The sequence below is a fragment of the Hymenobacter psoromatis genome, assembly GCA_001596155.1.
Taxonomy (GTDB): domain Bacteria; phylum Bacteroidota; class Bacteroidia; order Cytophagales; family Hymenobacteraceae; genus Hymenobacter.
The window spans coordinates 1,492,754-1,509,546 of the sequence record CP014771.1 but is presented as its reverse complement, the minus strand read 5'-3'; the positions used below and the strand labels follow the sequence as shown (position 1 = coordinate 1,509,546).

At 63.1% G+C, this 16,793-nt stretch carries 13 protein-coding genes; 11 read left to right on the top strand and 2 right to left on the bottom strand.

The window, feature by feature from the left end; translation table 11 throughout:
• Positions 1-13: 13 nt before the first annotated feature.
• The 10 genes from A0257_06460 to A0257_06415 all read left to right on the top strand — a co-directional run bounded on the left by A0257_06460 (position 14) and on the right by A0257_06415 (position 11,140).
• Complete coding sequence (locus A0257_06460) at positions 14-268, top strand: hypothetical protein (protein AMR26787.1); 255 nt, start codon at positions 14-16, stop codon at positions 266-268.
• 135 nt (positions 269-403) lie between these two features.
• Complete coding sequence (locus A0257_06455; GenBank protein ID AMR26786.1) at positions 404-1,735, top strand: hypothetical protein; 1,332 nt, start codon at positions 404-406, stop codon at positions 1,733-1,735.
• 166 nt (positions 1,736-1,901) lie between these two features.
• The gene (locus tag A0257_06450) at positions 1,902-2,534 is read left to right on the top strand and encodes a hypothetical protein (protein ID AMR29645.1); all 633 of its coding nucleotides are present in this window, start codon (positions 1,902-1,904) and stop codon (positions 2,532-2,534) included.
• 161 nt (positions 2,535-2,695) lie between these two features.
• On the top strand, positions 2,696-3,091 hold the full coding sequence (locus tag A0257_06445) for a hypothetical protein (protein ID AMR26785.1): 396 nt from the start codon (positions 2,696-2,698) through the stop codon (positions 3,089-3,091).
• Positions 3,092-3,225: 134 nt separating this feature from the next.
• On the top strand, positions 3,226-5,547 hold the full coding sequence (locus A0257_06440; GenBank protein ID AMR26784.1) for a hypothetical protein: 2,322 nt from the start codon (positions 3,226-3,228) through the stop codon (positions 5,545-5,547).
• 72 nt (positions 5,548-5,619) lie between these two features.
• The gene (locus A0257_06435) at positions 5,620-6,009 is read left to right on the top strand and encodes a hypothetical protein (GenBank protein ID AMR26783.1); all 390 of its coding nucleotides are present in this window, start codon (positions 5,620-5,622) and stop codon (positions 6,007-6,009) included.
• A gap of 361 nt (positions 6,010-6,370) precedes the next feature.
• Positions 6,371-8,470: a hypothetical protein gene (locus A0257_06430; protein AMR26782.1), complete on the top strand. Its 2,100-nt coding sequence runs from the start codon at positions 6,371-6,373 to the stop codon at positions 8,468-8,470.
• A 53-nt stretch (positions 8,471-8,523) separates the two neighbouring features.
• The gene (locus A0257_06425; protein AMR26781.1) at positions 8,524-9,237 is read left to right on the top strand and encodes a hypothetical protein; all 714 of its coding nucleotides are present in this window, start codon (positions 8,524-8,526) and stop codon (positions 9,235-9,237) included.
• Positions 9,238-9,356: 119 nt separating this feature from the next.
• Positions 9,357-10,160: a hypothetical protein gene (locus A0257_06420; GenBank protein AMR26780.1), complete on the top strand. Its 804-nt coding sequence runs from the start codon at positions 9,357-9,359 to the stop codon at positions 10,158-10,160.
• A 128-nt stretch (positions 10,161-10,288) separates the two neighbouring features.
• On the top strand, positions 10,289-11,140 hold the full coding sequence (locus A0257_06415; protein AMR26779.1) for a hypothetical protein: 852 nt from the start codon (positions 10,289-10,291) through the stop codon (positions 11,138-11,140).
• Positions 11,141-11,295: 155 nt separating this feature from the next.
• Here the strand turns inward: A0257_06415 and A0257_06410 are convergent, their stop codons facing one another.
• Positions 11,296-14,256 (bottom strand): hypothetical protein, encoded by a 2,961-nt coding sequence (locus A0257_06410; protein AMR26778.1) that lies wholly within the window; start codon positions 14,254-14,256, stop codon positions 11,296-11,298.
• A 205-nt stretch (positions 14,257-14,461) separates the two neighbouring features.
• On the opposite strand from A0257_06410, the gene A0257_06405 reads away from it, so the two are divergent.
• Positions 14,462-15,559, top strand: coding sequence for a hypothetical protein (locus A0257_06405; GenBank protein AMR26777.1), 1,098 nt, complete (start codon positions 14,462-14,464; stop codon positions 15,557-15,559).
• A 440-nt stretch (positions 15,560-15,999) separates the two neighbouring features.
• Here the strand turns inward: A0257_06405 and A0257_06400 are convergent, their stop codons facing one another.
• Entirely contained in the window at positions 16,000-16,602 is a 603-nt protein-coding gene (locus A0257_06400) for a hypothetical protein (protein AMR26776.1), read from the bottom strand.
• Positions 16,603-16,793 lie beyond the last annotated feature (191 nt).

Genomic DNA, 16,793 nt, shown 5'->3' with positions numbered 1-16,793 from the left:
TCCCGTCCTCCACGTGGCGCTTGCGGCCACTACCGTGGGCGGCCTGCTGGCCTGGGCCAGCCACCGCGACTGGCGACCAGCCGGAGCGCGCAGATTCATGCTGACGCGGGCGGTCGCAACCGAGATGCCGTGGCAGCCCACTGCTTCGGTGGTGCCCGGCCAGTACATTGCCGCGCGCTACGCGGGCAAGATGCGGCTGCAATCGCTGCACATCGAACGGCAATTAAGCACTGCCTATCGCGCAGTTAGCACTGCCCTGGCTGAGTGAGTTATAATGGAGCCGCCGGTTAGCTGAGAGAGCTGGCGGCGGCTCTTTTATCTTCTCTGCCTTCCGGCCGGCTAGGCTTAAAAACCGGCAAGCGCCTTTGCTGCGTAGCTTCACCTGTTCATTTCCACTTACGCCGTGCGCAAAAATCTCTACCCTTTGCTGCTGGTCGCCTTTGGGCTGGCCGTAGCTGCTATTCTTTTTTTCAAAAAGCAAGCCCCGGCCGGTCTGCCCGAGCCTAAGGACCGCATCGGCCGCCTGGCGCTGGGCGGCGAGTGGGTCAACACCAAAGCTGCGATGCAGGGCCTGCTGGCCAAGCTCCGCGCCAATCCCAACGACCAGAAAAGCCGCCTGCTGCTGGCCGAGGCCTACATGCAGGAGGGCCGCATCACCGGCAACCACCCGTATTACGACGCGGCCGCCATGCAGCTTTTGCAGGAAGTGCTGAGGACCAACCCCGATAACTTCGAGGCTTTGTGCTGCCAAGCGTCGCTGAGCCTCACGCAGCACCACTTCTCGCAGGGGCTGGTTCTGGCGCAGCAGGCCCAGGAAGTCAACCCCAACAGCGGCTATGTTTATGGGCTGCTCACCGATGCCAACGTGGAGCTGGGCCACTACGACCAGGCTGTGAAAATGGCCGATAAGATGAATCAGGTGCGCCCCGACCTCACGGCCTACGCCCGCGTGAGCTACCTGCGCGAGATTTATGGCGACGTGCCCGGTGCCATTCAGGCGATGGATATGGCCGTGAAAGCTGGTTTCTCCGGGCTGGAGCAAACTGAGTGGAGCCGCGTGGCCCTGGGCCACCTCTACGAAGTGAGCGGGCAGCTCGATAAGGCCGAAGGCTACTACCAGCAGGCGCTGGTGATGCGCCCCAACTACGCCTACGCCCTGGCCGGGCTGGCGCGGGTGGCGGCCGCCCGCCACGACTACCCCACGGCCATCAAAGACCTGAACCTGGCCCGCGCCACGGTCAAGGACTACGCCTTTACCGACCAGCTGGTGGACGTGTACCGGCTTAATAATCAGCCTGAAGAAGCCGACAAAATGGCCCGCGAATCGGTGGAGATGCTGGCCGCCGCCGCCAAAGATGCCAACAACAACGAAGCGCTGGGCCACTACACCGACCGCGAGCTGGCCTACGCCTACCTCAAAACCAACGAGATGGACAAGGCCCTGGAGCACGCCAAAATCGAATATGCCCGCCGCCCCGACAACATCGACGTGAATGAAACCCTGGCCTGGGTTTACTACAAGCGCGGCGATTATAAGGAGGCCGCCAAGTACATGACCGTGGCCCGCCGCACCAATTCCCAAAATCCCGTGCTGCTGTGCCGCGCCGGCCTCATCCTCACCAAAACCGGCCAGGTGGCCGAGGGCCAGGCTCTCATCACCAAAGCCCTGAACACGGCCCCCTACCTCAACCCCGAGGTGGAAGCCGAGGGTAGGAAAATGCTGGCTACGCGGTAGAAACTAACTGACAATAAGCAGTATGAAAAAAAGTAGTCATTGTGAGCATGTTGCGCATCAAGCAAGGGGCGCAGTGGAGCGCGGCAATCGCACTAGAACGACCGGCGCGGGTATCGTTCGGGGGCGATTGCTGCGCTTCGCTCGCAATGACAACCGGTGGTGGTTCATCCTCGCTCTCCTACTGCTGGCCCTACCCGCCGCCGCCCACGTCATCGACGCCGACCTGAGCAAGCTCTCGCGCACCCAGATTTTCTGGACTTATATCCAGTTGGGCTTCACGCACATTATTCCGCTGGGTTTCGACCATATCCTGTTCATTGTCAGCCTCTACATTCTGGAGCCGCGCCTGCGGCCGGTGCTGTGGCAGGCCACGGCCTTCACGGTGGCGCACTCCATCACGCTGGGGCTGGCTATGTACGGCATCATCAAGCCGCCGGGCAGCGTGGTGGAGCCCATTATCGCGCTCTCCATTCTGTTCGTGGCCATTGAGAACATTGTCACTACTAAGCTGAGTCCGTGGCGGTTAGTTATCGTGTTTGGCTTCGGACTGATTCACGGCATGGGCTTCGCCAGCGCGCTCACCGGGCTGGGGCTGCCGCGCAAAGACTACTTTGGCTCGCTCATTTCTTTCAACGTGGGCGTCGAGCTGGGTCAGATTACGATAATTTTGCTCTGCTGGGCCGCCATCGGCCGCTGGGCCGCCGACCGGCCCTGGTACCGGGCGCGGGTCGTCATCCCGGTTTCGGTAGTCATTGGGCTGGTGGCAGCTTACTGGACGGTGGACCGGCTAATGGCTTGAAAACTACGCCTGTCATTGCGAGTGCTTTGTCATTGCGAGCAAAGCGAAGCAATCTTTCCTTATCATTCGCATCGTTGGATTTACTACCCCTAACGGAAGGAAAGATTGCTTCGCTTTGCTCGCAATGACAAACTACTTTTACATAAAATTTTAAAAACATAATGCTCCGCACGCTGCTCACTTGGCTTTTGCTGCTCAACTACCTGCTGGTGGTGGGGGTAGGGCTGCTCGTGAGCCGGCCGCCGGAGCCGCTTTTTACCGCTGCGCACCCTTACGTGCATAGCAAGGAATGCCAACAGCGCAATTACCTGCGCCTCGATTGCTTTGAGCGTTGCAACGGCGACCAGCACGAACTGCACCACAAGCTGCCCACCGGCACCGGCCTGCACTACCTGGCCCAGCTCAAGGGGCTGGACGTGCATTTCCCTACCCCCCCCCTGGCCGTGCAAGCGACGTTAGCGGCTGGTTGGCAAGCGGCTGCGCGCCCGGAACTAGTCCCGGCGCGGCTGCTCGCTGGTACCAATGGCCGCGACTACCCCCCGCCCCAACGCGGCTGAAACTACCCGCTCCCGGTGGCCGCCCGGCCGCTGGGTGCCCTCGTGCGGCCGGCTGGCCGGCGCGGGGGCTGGTGAGTTCACACCCGCGCCGGTGGCTGCGCTGCTACGCCCGGCCTGGGGTTTTAGGTAGTTGTATGTCAATTAATTACTTGTGGGTGAAGGTTAAGCAGCAGTCTTGGGGACTACTGCTGGTGCTGCTGTTGGCGGCTGGCAGCGCGCGGGCGCAGGGCGCGGCCGCTTTGCGCGGCACGGTCGTGGACTCGCTTTCGGGGCAGCCGCTGCCGGGGGTGAGCGTGGGGCTGGTGGGCCAGCCGGCGGGCACGGCTACCGATGCGCTAGGGCAATTTCAACTTAAAAACCTGCGGCCCGGCGCGGTGGTGCTGCGCGTGGCGGCGATGGGCTACCGGCCGATTAACCAGCCGCTGACGCTGCTGGCCGGCGAAAGCCGCGGCCGCACCATCGTGCTGGCTCCCAGCAGCCTCAACCTGGCTGAAGTGACCGTGAACCAGCCCCGCGACCTCAACCAGAACCTGGCGGCTATTACCCACATCGACCAGACGTTGCGGCCCATTAACTCGGCGCAGGACCTGCTGCGGCTGGTGCCGGGCCTGTTCATTGCGCAGCACGCCGGGGGCGGTAAGGCCGAGCAAATCTTCCTGCGGGGTTTCGATGCCGACCACGGCACCGACTTTGCCGTGAGTGTGGATGGCCTGCCGGTGAACATGGTGAGCCAGGCCCACGGCCAGGGCTACGCCGATTTTCACTTCGTGATACCCGAAACGGTGGAGCAGCTCAAGGTGTATAAAGGGCCCTACACGGCGCGCTTCGGCGACCTGGCCACGGCCGGCGCAGGCGAGTTTCTGACCAAAACCAGCCTTGACCATAACCAGGTGAAGGTGGAAGCGGGCCAGTACAACACCTACCGCGCCTTGGTGATGCTTGATTTGCTGGGTACCCACCACCTGTTTTCTAAAAAGCCGGAAAGCGCCTACGTGGCCAGTGAGTATTATTACAGCGCCTCGCCGTTTGTTAATAATCAGCGCTTTAAGCGATTTAATGGCATGGGCAAATACACCGGCCAGCTCACTGATAAAACCTCGCTCACGCTGTTTGGCTCCTATTTTACGTCTAACTGGAATGCCAGCGGCGAAATTCCGACGCGCGCCGTGGAAGATGGCCAAATCACGCGCTTCGGCAGCATTGACCCCAGCGAGGGGGGTAGGACCAACCGCGCTAATGCCTACGCCATTCTCACGACTGGGCTAGGCCACGACGCGGTGCTGCGCCAACAGGCGTACTACACGCGCTACAACTTTAGCCTGTTTTCTGATTTTACGTTCTTCAAGGTAAATCCGGTGAACGGCGATGAGATAAACCAGACCGATACCGGCCGCAACCTTTACGGCTACACCGGCACCTACGAGCGCGATAACCGCTTGGGCGTGCGCAACCTGCACAGCACTTTGGGCGTGGGCACCCGCATTGATGATTCCAACCTGGCCCTGCGCCACGCCACCAAGCGGGTTATCACCGATACGGTTGACGTGGGCCGCCTGCACGAGCAAAACCTGAACGCCTACCTCGATGAGACATTGGAGCTGACCGAGCGGCTGAGCGTGAATGCTGCCGTGCGGGCCGACTTGTTCGTGTTCGATTTTCGGGGGCAGATAGCGGACTCTGCTGGTGCCTTCGGGCCGCTGCGGGGGCGCGTGACGGCCGGCCGCATTTCGCCCAAGCTCAACTTTTACTATCAGGCGTCGCCGAACGTGCAGCTATTTCTGCGCTCTGGCATGGGCTTCCACTCCAATGATGCGCGGGCAGTTGTTCGGGGTACTAACCCCGTGCAGGCGCTGCCCCGCGCCACGGGAGCGGAGGCAGGCAGCACGTTCAAGCCGCTGCCGGACTTAGTCGTGAATACGGCCTTTTGGTACCTGCGCCTTCAGGATGAACTGGTGTATAACGGCGACGAGGGCACTACCACCAGCGTGGGCCCGACCCAGCGCTTCGGCTTCGACCTGTCGGCCCGCTATCAGCTCACGAGCCGCTTTTTTCTCGATTTTGACGGCAATTACAGCCACGCGCGCTTGCTCGACGCACCGGAGGGCGAAAACTTCGTGCCGCTCGGCCCCATCCTTACCAGCATCGCGGGCATCACTTATAAGCAGCCCAGTGGCCTGAGTGCCAGCCTGCGCTACCGCTACCTCGGTGGCCGCCCGGCCAATGAAGACAACTCCGTGCGGGCCCTGCCTTATTTTGTAGTCGATGCCGTGCTGGCTTATACCCGGCCGCGCTACCAGTTCGGCTTCACGGTGCAAAACCTGCTGAACGTGGCCTGGAACGAGGCTCAATACGCCACCGAAACCCAGTTGCGCGGCGAGCCTGCCCCCGTTACCGAGCGGACTTTCACGCCGGGCACCCCATTTAATCTGCGGGCCAATGCCAGTATTTTTTTCTAAGCTGGCCTGAGCGGTGGCTCCGGCAAACCGCTTGCTGCTTAGTTGCGTAGCTTTCCCTACCTTCGTCCGCTTATGCCCCGTTCGCTACTCGTGTTGCTCTTGCTGCTCAACTACCTGCTGGTAGTGTGCGCAAGCGTGGCCCCGCAGGCCGGCATCGCGGCGGCGCGGCCTTTCGACTACGTGCACAGCCCCGACTGCCAGCTGAAAAACGCCTGGCGCGGCGGCGTCTGCTTCGATGACTGCAACGGCGTGCAATACCACGTGCACAAGGGCCACAAGCCCCTGCCGTTGCAGCAGCTGCTCACCACCCTCAAGGGCCTCGACCTGCACTGCCTACCCTTGGTGGCAGCAGTGGCGGCCCTCCCCGTGGGGTGGCGCGCTGCCCGGCCCCTGGCCGCGGCTATGGCCGCCGTGCCGCTTGGCGTGCGTGGCCGCATTGAAGCCCCTCCCCGTCGGGGATAAGCCACTCGCTGGCCGCCCGCCCGGCGGCCGGTAGCCGGCCCGCGTTGCGCGGGCCGGCCGTGTCTTATTCAGCAACCCGCGGCCCCGGCGTGCGCCGGGCGGCCGCTGCTACCCCCGACTTTTTATGTTTCTCTTGTCTTCTAAGACCGCGGGCGTGCCTGCGGCACCCGTAGCCGTGTGTCTGCCCCAACTGGCTTCTTCCGCTGTCAGCTTGCCAGTTCTGGCCGCTAAAGCCGCTCGCCCTACCCCCCTCGCCCCGGTCGATAAGCGCGCCCGGCAGCGTGCCGACCAGTCGCGCTACCAGGCGCAGTGCCGGGTAGCGATGTCGTTTTAAGTTAATTGTCGTCTGACAATCAGCTTAATGAACACTTACCTAAAGTGGGCAGCCGCCGCCATGAGCGTGCTGCTGCCCGGCTTGGGCGTGGCCCAGTCGAGCACCCCGCCCGCCGACACCACCACAGCCAAGCGCCTCGGCAGCGTGGAGGTGCGCGGCACCCTGACCCCCACGAGCAAAACCGCGCTTTCGGGCGAGGCCACGGCCAGCCCGGCCTCCGTGACACTGGTGGGGCGCGACTACGTGGCCAAGCAGGCGGTTACGTCTTACGGCGATTTGCTGCGCCCGCTGGCCGGCCTCAACGTGACCAACTACCAGCTGGGCGGGGTGGGCTACGGCATTCAGATGCGCGGCTACGTGGGCACCGAGCACGCCCGCGACATCGCCTTCAGCATCGATGGCGTGCCGCAGAACCAGGGCTCCGATATTCAAACCAACGGCTATACCGACCTCAATCCGCTCATTCCGGAAACGCTGCGGCGCATTGAGGTGGTGCGCGGGCCGAACAGCCCGTTTTACGGCGACCACGCGCTGGGCGGCTCCATCCGCTTCGATACCGAAGACCGGCTGGCGTCGAGCGTCACGTTTTCGGCGGGCACCTACGGTACGATACGCGGCGTGGCCATCGCGGGCTTCGGCAGCCGCGACTTTCGCAAGGCCGGCGGCTACGTGGCATTGGAGGAAAACTACTCCGATGCCTACCGCGACAACAACCGCTACCAGCGCCTGAACGGGCTGGCCAAATACTCGTTTCCGCTGCTGGCGGGCACGGCTTCGGTGCGGGCGCAGGTGTTCAGCAATGCCTTTGGCTCGGCCAACTACCTCAACCGCGCCGCCGTGGATGCCGGCCTGCTGAGCCGCCGCGCCGCCCTGGACCCCACCGACGGCGGCAATACCAACCAGCAAAACCTGGTTTTCAACTACCGCGGGGCCAACGACGCGGCCTACTGGCAGGCCACGGCCTACGTGCAGCACCACGATTTCGTGCGCATCCGCGTGAACCAGCCCGCCAAGTTTGGCGCGCCCAACGGCCCGCAGCGCCGCGAGGAAGGCGACCGCACCTGGGCGGGCTTCGACCTGCGCCGCACCGTGCAGAGCACGCTGTTTGGCCTGCCGGCCGAGTACGCGGGCGGCATTTATTTTCGGGGCGATAACATTAATACCACCCGCTTCGTGACGGTGGCCCGCCGGGAGATAACCCAGGTGCAGGGCCGCCGGGTGCATACCTACACGCCCGCTGCCTACGCCCAGCTCCAGCTCAAGCTGACCGAGCAGTTGAAGCTGACGGCCGGGGCGCGCTACGACCTGCTGTTTTACGACATCAACAGCCTGGCCCTCGACACCGACTACCCCAACAAAAACATCCAGGTGCACCCCGCCGCGTTCAGCCCCAAGGTGGGCCTGGCCTACGCCATAACACCGGGGGTAGGGGTGTTTGCCAACTACGCGCAGGGCTTCAAAGGCCCCAGTGGCTACGAAGAAATTATTGATAATCCGGGTCTGGGCGTATCAAAACTGACGAGCTACGAGGCGGGTATCGCCGTGGATGACGCCACGGGCCGCACGCACATGCTGGCCTCGGTGTACCGCTCTACCCAGACCGGCGAGGTGCAGAACGACCCCGTGTCGGGGGCGCTCCTCAACTACGGCCGCACCCTGCGCCAGGGCGTGGAAGTGGAGGCCCGCTATCGCTTCGGCGACAATGTTGGCGGCCTGGCCGTGTTTGGCAACTACACCCACGTGCTGGCCGAGCTGCGCAACGGCGACGCCCAGCCCATGTACGTGACGACCGTGCCTCGCGACCTGGCCACGCTGGGCTTCGACTACACCTTCGGGGCGGCCAACCAAGCCGCCAATCAGGTGACGCTTTCGGTCTATGACCAGTTTATCGGGCGCAAATACCTGGTCAGCGACGGCTCCGTACAAAGCCCGACCTTCCAGCGGCTCTCGGCCAAAGCCATTTACATCCGCCCGGCCTGGCCCAATTTCCGCTTCTTCGCCGAAACCACCATCTACCCCGACGGCAGCCACGGCCTCGACGAGATGAGTTTCGTCTCGGGCGGCGTGCTGCTGACCGCGCCCCAGGCCAAAGCCACCTTCACGGCCGGCGTGAAAATCCCTTTCTGAGTTTTTGAAACTACTACTTGCTTGATTATCTTCTGCTTAATCTGTTACTCCGCATGAAAAACTCTTTCCGCAAACCGGCTTTGCTGGCGGCCGCCACCGCCCTGCTCGCCCTACCCCTGCTGGCCCACGATGCCTGGGTGGACCCGTTTGGCGGCCCCGTGTACCAGGTTTTTTACGGCCACAAAATACCCGAAGCCTACCCCGCCGCCAAGGTCACGACCCTGCAAGTGCTCGATGCGCAGCAGCATTTCCTGGCCTATACTCGCCAGCCAACGGCGAAGGGCCTGAGCATCAAGCCCACTGGCAAGCCGGCCATGTTTGTGCTCGATTTTGACAACGGCTACTGGACCAAAACGCCCCAGGACCAGGAAAGCCGCAACGTGCGCCTGACCACCGAGCCGGCCGGCGCGGGGGGGGTAGGGTCGCACCCGCTCAAGTTCTCCAAAACCGTGCTCAGCTGGCAGCCCTGGATGTTCAAGCCCGTGGGCCAGCGCTTCGAGTTTGTGCCCGAAGCCTTCACCGGCGCGCTCCAGGCCGGCCAGTCCTTTAAAGTGCGCCTGCTGCTCGATGGCCAGCCCGTGGCCAACGCGATGGTCGAAAACAACAGCAACGAGGAAGGCCCCCGCACCGACGCCAGTGGCGAGGTAACCGTGACGCTGGTCAAAGGCATCAACCGCCTCGCCAATGACCTCGACATCAACCAGCTGGCCGACCCCGACGCCACCCGCCTCAGCCTCACCGCCGCGCTCGTCTTCGTGGCCGAGTAGGGGGTAGGGCCGCCGGAATCAGGCCACTCCAGCGTCTTTTTTTTGCAGAAAAAAGCGCTGGGGTGGCCTTTTCGCGCCTACTTTTGGGTATGAGGTGGGCTGTAGTATTTCGGGGGCTGATGGGTGGCCGCCTAAGTTGGCTTGTAGGGGTAGGGATAATACTGGCCGCCTGCCAGCACCCGGCGCGGCCAGCTGCCGCCCGCCCGGCCGCCGCCCAATTCCCTACCCCCGCCCCGCTGCCCGACTCACTGCGCCTCACGCCCGTGCCGCCCGTGGCCGGCGTGCCCGATACACTGCGGCGGGCCATCGGCCAGCTCTACGCCCGCCTCGGGGCCGACACGGTGGGGCTGCGGCCGGCCGTGCTGGCGCAGGCCTGCGTGGGCTACCTCACGCTGCACCCCACCGGCCGCATTGAGCGGGCCGGCGTGCTGGCCGTGGCCGACATGGACCTGCCTAACACCGCCGAGCGCCTCTGGGTAATTGACTTGCAGAATGCCAAAGTGCTGCACCGCAGCCTGGTAGCCCACGGCCAGGGCTCGGGCCACCTGCGCGCGCGGCGCTTCTCCAATGTCGAAAGCTCGAAATGCACCTCGCTGGGTTTTTATCGCACTTCGGGCACTTACGACGGTATCCACGGCTACTCGCGCCGCCTCCAGGGCTACGATAAGGGTGAGAATACCAACGTGTTTGACCGCTACATCGTGCTGCACGCCGCCGACTACGCCAGCCCCGCCTACGTGCGCCAGCACGGCCACCTGGGTTACAGTCAGGGTTGCCCGGCCCTGCCGCCCGCCCAGTATAAAGCCATTATCAGCACGCTGCGCACGGGTAGTATGCTGCTGGTGAGCGGGCCGGGCCTGGCCTCGCGCTGGCTCGATGGGCCGGCCGCCGGGCGGCGCTTCCTGCGGCGCGGCTGGCGCTAGGTGAGGAATTTTTTTGGTTCGTAAACCATTTCACCCTACCTTGGCGTGGTGTACCGCGTATAATAACCACTAAGTTAAGCAGCCCGCCCCGGCGAGCGCCTACCCCCCTTCAATTAGCCGCAAGTGTTATGAAGCATCATCATTGCAGTGTCGTGCAGCGTCAGCGCGATAGCCGTCGCCGCTCGCGGCGCTTGGTTCGGCGGGTATTGCCCTTCGTGGCGTCGCTGTTTCTGGCTACGCCGCTGGCTGGCCCGCTAATGAAATCATCGGCGCACGTGCCAGCCAAGATTACGGCTACTGCCAGGGTTGTCGTGGCCGCTACCCCCCTGGCTCGCTTCGACGCTACCCTGCGTGAAACGTACAGCCGCCTCGGGGCCGCCCAGCAAGGCTTGCGCTTCGAGGTGTTTCAAAAGGCCATGACCGGCTACCTCAACCTGCGCGAAACCGGCCACTTGGCCGCCAGCCAGCAGCACCTGACGGTAGTGGATTTCGACCTGCCTTCGACCGAAAAACGCCTCTGGGTGCTCGACCTGAACAGCAATAAGATTCTGTTTCACACCTTGGTAGCTCACGGCCACAACTCGGGTGAAAACGGGGCCGACCAGTTTTCCAACACCGACCAGAGCAACATGAGCAGCCTGGGTTTTTACGTGACGGGCCAGGAATATGAGGGCAAGCATGGTCACTCGCTGCGCTTGCAAGGAATGGATGAAGGCTTCAATACCAACGCCTTCGCTCGCTCCATCGTGATGCACGGCGCTGATTACGTGAGCGAAGAATTCATCAAACAAAACGGCCGCCTGGGCCGCAGCCTCGGCTGCCCCGCCCTGCCGCTCGCCCAGTATTCGCAGATTATTGATGCCGTGCAAGGCGGTAGCTGCCTGTTTTTGAGCAAGTCGAACGCTGGTTATACCTCGAAGTTTTTGAACCAGAACGTGGCGCTGGCGGCGTTGTTATTGAAGCCGGCTACGAATTCATAGAGAATTACTTCCTGCGAAAAAGGGCCTTCCATCACCGCTGGAAGGCCCTTTTTTGTTTTCACCGCGGAAGACGCGGAGGGCTTCGCGGAAGAGCGCGGAAGTAACGACCTCCGCGCTCTTCCGCGAAGCCCTCCGCGTCTTCCGCGGTGAAAAAACTACTGCGGCAGTCGCACCAGTCGCTGGTGCTGCCCGCCCAGTTCTACCTCGTATAAGCTGGGCGCAACAGGCCGGCCGGCAGCATCCAGCCCATCCCAATGCACTGCATGCGCGCCCACTTCGGCTACCGTAGGCAGCTCGCGCACCACCTGCCCCCGCACGTTGCGAATAAGCAGGGGGGTAGGGGCTGCGGCCACCACGTAGCGCTCATAGCGCAGCCCCACCGAGCCGGAAAAGGTGCGGCTGTCGGGCGCAGTGAGCGTCAGCGTTTCGGGGTCGGTTTGGGCGGCGGGGGTAGTGAGCAGGCGCAAGCCGGTTAGCGTAACAACCGCCCGCTTTTCAACCAGAAATTCCAGGTTGATTTCGTGCCGCGCCGCATCGAATTGCCACGCCGAAGCAGCCAGCGGCTGGCCCCCGAGCAGCACGGCCGTGGGCGCAGCGGCAGCCCGCGCCACACGCAATCGTACCAGGCGTTGGGTTGGTGCGCCGGGGTAAGAGCCCGCTACCGTAGTGGTGATAAGGATTTGATTAGCTGTTGTTTTGCCAGTAAGCTGAATAGTAGCATATTGCTTTTGCGCTAAGGCTTGGGCTGAATGCCCATCATCTTCATACACGGTGAAAAAAGAGGCCGGCACGGCCGAATCGGGGAAATAGCGCACTTGCAGCGTGTCGGCCCGGAAGGCGGCCGTGCTGCGCTGGTAGGCCGTCATGGGCACGAAAGCGCCGGCGCGGACCAGCAGCGGAATATGGCCCAGCGGCGCGGGCAGGCCCACCGTGCGGCTGCTAGGCAGCGTTTGACCCGAGACGAAATCAACCCAGCCGCCGGGAGTAGGGGGCAACACCACGTTGCGCCGCCGCTGGCCGGGTTGGTTGATGGGCGCCACTAACAGGTTGGGACCGAGCAGGTATTGGTCGTCTTCAGTTAAGAGTGGAGAGGTAAGAGGTAAGAATTTTGTCGGCTGAGCTAAGTCTTCACTCTTAATTCTTAACTCATAACTGTCTTCAAAATCCATTGCGCGCGCCAGTGGCGCGCCGGTCAGCGTGTTCTGCGCGGCCAGGGTATAGAGGTAGGGTAGGAGCTGATAGCGCAAATGCGCATACTTGCGCACGATGCTTTGGTAGGGTTCGGGGTAGGTGTAGGGCTCGGGCGCCACCACCTGGTCGGAGTGCGGGCGCATGATGGGGCAGAGCGCCGCCAGTTGCAGCCAGCGCGTGTACAGTTCGGGGTCCTGAATGGCATTGGCCCCGAAGCCGCCCGCGTCGGAGTGCATGTAGCCCACGCCCGCTTGGCCCATGCCCACCATGATGGGCACCTGCGCCTGCAAGCCGCTCCAGCTGCGGCTGATGTCGCCGCTCCACGGAAACACCGAGTTGCGCTGCATCCCGGCCCAGCCCGAGCGCGCCAGATTGAAAAGCCGCTCATTCGGGTATTCTTTTTGGTAATTATCCCGAAAGATTTTGGCCCAGGTAATACCGTAAGCGTTATGCACTTGCGGCGTGAGGCCCAGCGCGTGGTGCATGGCCAGCGGGTGGTTTTCGGGCTCGCCGAGGTCGCTCCACCAGCCGGCCGCGCCTTGCTCGTGCAGGCGGCGGTACTGCGCCCACAGCCAGGTGCGGGTCTGGGGCTTAAACACGTCCAAAATACTCGCCGGCCCCGCCCAGAACGAGCCCACCGTGAACGGCCTACCCCCCGCCGTGGTGCCCACCAGCCCTTGCGTGCGCACGAGGCTGTCGTTCAGGGAGGTACGCATCACATAAGGCTCCGAAATGAGGATGGTGTTGACGCCCTGCGTTTTAAGTTCGCGCATCATGCCGGCCGGGTCGGGAAAATTGGTTTTATCCCACTGAAAATCGCCCTGCCGGGTGGTGCCGCCAAACCAGTACAAATCCAGCACCAGCGCATCGAGCGGAAAATCGGCCCGCCGCATCCGGCGGGCCACGGCCAGCATCTCGGCTTGGCTGCGGTAGCCAAAGCGGCTCTGAATGAGGCCCAGCGCCCAGCGGGGGGGTAGGGGCTGCCGCCCCGTGAGCGCCGTGTAGCGGTCCAGGATTTCGGCCTGGTTCTGGCCCGTTATTACAAAGTAGCTCAGGCTGGTGAGGCCCAGCGCGCCGTATTCGAGCACGTCGGGGTTCTTCTTGCCCAGGTCGAGGTAGCTGGCCGCGTAGTGGTCGAAAAGCAGCAGGTAGCCCCGGCTGCTGAGCACCACGGGCAGCGCTACGTTCAGGTTTTGCTCCCCGTTTTGGTAGCCGTAGTGCGCCTGGTTATACAGCTCCAGGCGGTAGCCGCGCCGGTCGAGGGGTAGGGCGCGGGCCCCCGTGCCGTAGAGCCGCTCGCCCGGCGCGAGGCGCACCCGCACGCCCGTGCCGGCCAGCTCATCGGCGCTGTAGCCCGGACTCTGCGAGTCCGAGCGTGGGGGCAATTGGGAGGTGTGGGGCTGGCGGCGAAAGGCAGCGCTGGCCTCACTGTACAGAACATCACCTCCATATTCCCAACTGACTTGCAGCGAGTTTTTTTGGATAATAACAGTGCCGTGGTTGGTGCGTAAGCGAACCGTACCCGCCGTAACTGATGAGGGGTTGGCCAGCAGCATGACGTGTTTCCCATCTGCTGCCGCTGCTCGGTCTGCGTGAGGTAATATATTATCTAATACACTCACCGACGAGTCGGCCACCGGCACCCGACCCGGCGCAAAGTAGCTGATTTTCAACACGCCATCCGCCCACGGCCGCACTTGACGGGTGCTGCCATCGGTAGCTCGAATGGTGAGAATATTTTTTTCAGCATCAAATGAGTGCGACAAATATCGCCCGCCCGGCACCTCGCGCGCCAGCACCGGGCGGCGGGCAAACGGGTCCTGGGTGGGCAGTTGGTCGGCCTCGCGCTGGGCGTGGGCCGGGGCAGCAAGTAGCACCAAAATGGGCAGCAGCCAGCCGGCTCGCCAGAAAAACAACGTACGCATAAGGCAGGGGTAGGAAGCGGCAAAGGTCAGCACCCCAGCCCCAACGACCACATTTGTCCGATTCAGCGCCGGCTGGCGGGTCTGAATTTTTTGGTGGGCCGCGCAGTAGCTGCTCCCGGATTACGCCCGACCTTTGCCCGAGCCGCTCTTTTCTACGCCGCTTGCTGGGCTAGTCAGCCGGCCGCCATCCTCCTATCAAGTACGCATGTTGACCCCTACCCCCCTCGCCGCCGCGCCCCCGGCCTCGCCTTACGCAGCGGTGTTTATTGATTTTGAGAACGTGTATTATTTTCTCAAAAATCACTACCTCGACCCCCAGGACCCCCACGACTACGCCCTCGACCTGGTGCGCGCCCTGCGCGACTCGCTCAAGCGCGACCAAGGGCTCGACTCGCTGGTGCTCAACGCCTACGCCGACTTCGACAAAATTCCGACCGGCCCGCAAGGCCCGCTCTACCTCATGGGCGTGAGCACGCGCAACGTGCTGGGCACCGACCACAAGAATGCCGCCGATATGCAGCTCTGCATCGACGCGCTGGAGGTGCTCTACACCCGGCCCGCCATCGGCACGTTTGTGCTCGTGGCCGGCGACCGCGACTACATTCCCGTGCTCCAGCACCTGCGCCGCCAGGCCCGGCAGGTGAAAGTGGTGGGCTTCCGCGAAAGCGTGTCCGGCGACTTGCTCCAGATGCTGGGCCAGGAGCACTTCATCGATGCCCGCGAATTAATGCCCGCCGAGCGCCTTCAAGCCCTCGAAGACCACCGCACGGCCCGCTTGCGCCTGGGCCAGGACCTGCGCCGCCTCCGCGAGCAAGGCATGGTGGGCGTGCAGTCGGCCGCCGCCCGGCAGGCCGCCCAGGATGCGGCGGCCACCACCGGCGGCACCCCGGCCGAGGTCGCGCCCAGCCCGGTGGTGCCCGCGCCCCGCCCTACCCCCGCCGCCCGCCCCAACCTCATGGAGCAGCTGCTGCAAGAGCCGCCAGCCACGTTTGCGCCCATCCGCCGCATCACGCGCGACGCGGAACGGCGCTGCCTGGAGTTTTTGTTGGAGCAGGTGCAGCGCTTTGGCAGTCAGCAGGGTACGCCCGAAATATGGGCCAGCCCCTTCCTGCGGCGTCTCACCGATGTGCTGCCCGAGCTGCCCGACTGGGAGCGCCGCCAGCTCCTGAGCCAGCTCCGCGATGCCGGGGCCGTGCGCCTCGAAAAGCGCGAGGGCGAGCCGCATCCCTTCTCGGTCATCCTCGTCAATTACCAGCACCCCGACGTGCGCGAGCTGAACCCCGGCCCGGTGGAAGAAAAATAAGGGGGGTAGGAAAAAAGAAAAGAACGTCAGTCAATAAAAAAGAACGTCATGCTGAGCAAAGCGAAGCATCTCTACCGCCTCGTTGGATGAAGCGGTAGAGATGCTTCGCTTTGCTCAGCATGACGTTCTTTTTCTATTAACGCAGTTATGGTCAACGACTAGTTGGCGCCGCCCGCGGGGATAGTAGTCGTAGGCTTGGGGCAAATGGTGGGCTTGGGCTTGGGGTCGCACTTTTTATCGTGGTCGAAGCACGAGGTGAGCGCAAAGCTCGTGGCGAGTGCCAGCAGCGGCAGGCGTAGGTAGGTAAAAAATTTGGACATAACGTGGGCTGGGTTGAAGGAAAAAGAGGGGGTAGGGACCAGAAACACAGCCAAGCCCGAGGGCTGGCCGGTACTGCCCGAAAAGATACCACCTTTCTGCGAAACTTCAACCTGCTCAGCCTATTGGCTCAGCTCAAAGAGGGGTAGGGGCCGGAGTTTGGCGTAGTTGCCGCCCATTTTATCCAACTCCTCGCGGTGCAGCTGCAAATAATTATTGTAAGCTTTGGCGGCCGCGTCGTAGTGCGCGCGGTAGCCCACCACGTTGTTATCGGCCAGCTGCACGGCCTCCACGCGGTCGCGCACGCCTTCGGAAGGGGCGTTGCCGCCGGGCGCGGCCACGGCGTACACGGCCTTCAGCAGCGAGTCCTGGGCGGCGTCGTAGCGGTCGATGAGCGCCGAGGAGGCCATTGTTTCGCGGGTGTAGCGTTGTTTCTGGATGCGGGCGCGGTCCCCGCGCAGCTCCGCGAGCTTCGGCTGGTTTGCCCCCGGATACTTGCTGAGGTCTTGCAGCAGCTCGCGCAGGTTGCCGAGCGTCTTGTCGTCGCTGGCCGTCATGCGCTGCCAGTTCACATCGGCCGAGTCGCGCAGAATATCGAACTGCGCCCGCACGGCCGCCGGCGAGGCGGGGCTTTCGGTGGTAGTGGCGGTGGTGGAAGTAGCGTCGGGCTTGCACATGGGCAGCACGGCGAGGGTCAGCAAGCTGGCGAAGAGAACGGCTTTCATGACGACCAAACGAATAACCCGGCGATAATAAGATGCCGGCGGGCGCGCAAAGCTACGCCGCTGAAAGGTGGGGTACCTTTGTGAGGAGTAATAGAAAACGTTTGTCATTGCGAGCGAAGCGCGGCAATCGCATCCGAACGACATCCACGCCAGTCGTTCAGCCATTGTTCGGGTGCGATTGCCGCGCTTTG